The sequence below is a fragment of the Deinococcus pimensis DSM 21231 genome (assembly GCF_000519345.1).
GTDB lineage: Bacteria > Deinococcota > Deinococci > Deinococcales > Deinococcaceae > Deinococcus_A > Deinococcus_A pimensis.
On the sequence record NZ_KI912637.1, the window covers coordinates 43619 to 45286 of the forward strand.

Annotated in this window: 1 protein-coding gene; it reads left to right on the forward strand. The window is 71.0% G+C overall.

Annotated elements, in window-relative coordinates:
- On the forward strand, positions 1-1336 hold a 1336-nt coding region (locus DEIPI_RS29760), incomplete at its 5' end, for a CoA-acylating methylmalonate-semialdehyde dehydrogenase (protein WP_045233957.1).
- Positions 1337-1668: the final 332 nt, after the last annotated feature.

Sequence of the window (1668 nt, forward strand, 5' to 3'; positions counted from 1 at the left end):
CGCGGCGTTCCCCGCGTGGCGCGCCACGGCCCTGTCGCGCCGCGCGGAGATCATGTTCCGCTTCCGCGACCTCGTGGACCGCCACCGCGACGACCTCGCGCGCATCCTCACGCGCGAGCACGGCAAGGTCCACGCGGACGCGCTCGGGGAGGTGGCGCGCGGGCTGGAGAACGTGGAGTTCGCCTGCGGCATCCCGCACCTCCTGAAGGGCGGCTACTCGGAGGGCGCGGCGCGCGGCGTGGACGTGTACAGCATCCGCCAGCCGCTCGGGGTGGTGGCGGGCATCACGCCCTTCAACTTCCCCGCGATGGTGCCCCTGTGGATGATCGCGAACGCGCTCGCGTGCGGCAACACCTTCGTCCTGAAGCCCAGCGAGCGAGACCCGGGCGCCAGCCTGATGCTCGCGGACCTGCTGAAGCGGGCGGGCCTCCCGGACGGCGTGCTGAACGTCGTGCAGGGCGACCGCGTGTCGGTGGACCGTCTGCTGGAGCACCCGGACGTGGCGGCGGTGTCCTTCGTGGGCAGCACGCCCGTCGCGCGGTACGTCTACGAGACGGGCACGCGGAACGGCAAGCGCGTGCAGGCCCTCGGCGGGGCGAAGAACCACATGGTGGTCCTGCCCGACGCGGACCTCTCCATGGCCGCCGACGCGGCGGTGTCGGCGGCGTACGGCTCGGCGGGGGAGAGGTGCATGGCGATCAGCACGGTCGTCGCGGTGGGCGGCGTCGCGGACGACCTCGTGGCCGCCATCGCCGAGCGCCTCCCGAAGCTGAAGGTGGGGCCCGGGACGGACCCCGCCGCCGAGATGGGGCCGCTCATCACGCGCGAGCACCGCGACCGCGTGGCGGGCTACGTGTCGGGCGCGGCAGAAGAGGGCGCGACCGTGGTGGTGGACGGCGCGGCGCACGGCGTGGAGGGAGACGGCTTCTTCTACGGCCCGGCCCTGCTGGACCACGTGCGGCCCGGCATGCGCTGCTACGACGACGAGATCTTCGGGCCCGTGCTCGGCGTCGTGCGCGTCGGGACGTACGAGGAGGCCGTGAAGCTCGTGAACGACAACCCGTACGGGAACGGCGTCGCGATCTTCACGCGCGACGGCGGCGCCGCGCGGCAGTTCCAGTACGACGTGGAGGTCGGCATGGTCGGCGTGAACGTCCCGATTCCCGTGCCCGTCTCGTACTACAGCTTCGGCGGCTGGAAGGCCAGCCTCTTCGGGGACACGCACATGTACGGCCCGGAGGGCATCCAGTTCTACACGCGCGGCAAGGTCGTGACGAGCCGCTGGCCCGACCCCGGGACGAGCTCGGTGGACCTCGGCTTCCCCCGGACGCGGTAGGGGAGACCCGCTCGTCTCGCGGCCCGACCCCGGTCGGGCCGCTTCCTTTTTTTCACGCCGTTCCAGACGGCGTTTTGCCCCCCTTGCACGACCTCAACATTTCATATAGCATGGTCCTTCGGTGCGCCGAGCAAAGGCGATGGCGCGCTATTGTGCCGAGAAGGCGCCCGTGCAGTTGGGCACGCGAGACCCTCGGCGAGCAGAAACCCAATGTGGGCGACCGGGATTCCCGGGGCCGTCCACCGCTTGGAGGAATCCAGCATGGCAAAAGGTACGTTCGAACGCACGAAGCCGCACGTGAACGTCGGCACCATCGGTCACGTCGACCACGG